1 protein-coding gene is annotated in these 587 nt (G+C 53.0%); it reads left to right on the top strand.

The features are described from left to right. A partial coding sequence (locus tag ACESZP_RS17970) for a recombinase zinc beta ribbon domain-containing protein (protein ID WP_499709956.1) occupies positions 1 to 587 on the top strand: 587 nt, incomplete at both ends.

Here is a 587-nt window from a genome sequence, read left to right as displayed (position 1 = left end):
AAAGACCCGGAAAACGGGCGGTATATGTGGGACTTCTCCGTTATCAAAGACCTTTTGATGAATCCCGTCTACACCGGTGCGATTGCTTCCCAGAAAAAAGACTACCGTTTCAAAATCGGCACGATTGGGGAAAAGAAGCCGGAGGACTGGATTGTGGTGGAGGGACAGCATGAACCGCTGATTGACCGCATGAGCTTTGACATTGTGCAGAACAAGATGAAATCCCGCCAGCGTCCGGGGCAGACCGATGAAATCAGCCTGTTTGCCGGATTGTTAAAATGCGGCGAGTGTGGGAAGTCGCTGACGGTACGCTACACAAACGCAAAACATCCCCAGCGGATTTATTCCTGCAAGACCTACAACGCCTTTGGAAAGAACCACTGCACCCAGCACCGGATTGACTATGACACCCTTTACAGCCATGTGCTGCGGAAAATCCGGGAATGTGCCAGAGCTGCCCTGATGGACGGGGAAGCGGTTGCCGACCGCCTGACCAATACCTGTGAAGCAGAGCAGCGGGAACAGCGGGAAGCAATGGAACGCTCCCTTACAAGGGACGAGGAACGGATTGAGGTTCTGGACAAAAT

This window comes from Candidatus Dorea massiliensis AP6, assembly GCF_964245105.1.
In the GTDB taxonomy this organism is placed as follows: domain Bacteria; phylum Bacillota; class Clostridia; order Lachnospirales; family Lachnospiraceae; genus Laedolimicola; species Laedolimicola intestinihominis.
Note: the sequence above shows the minus strand (reverse complement) of the source record. Positions and strands in the feature narration are given on the sequence as shown.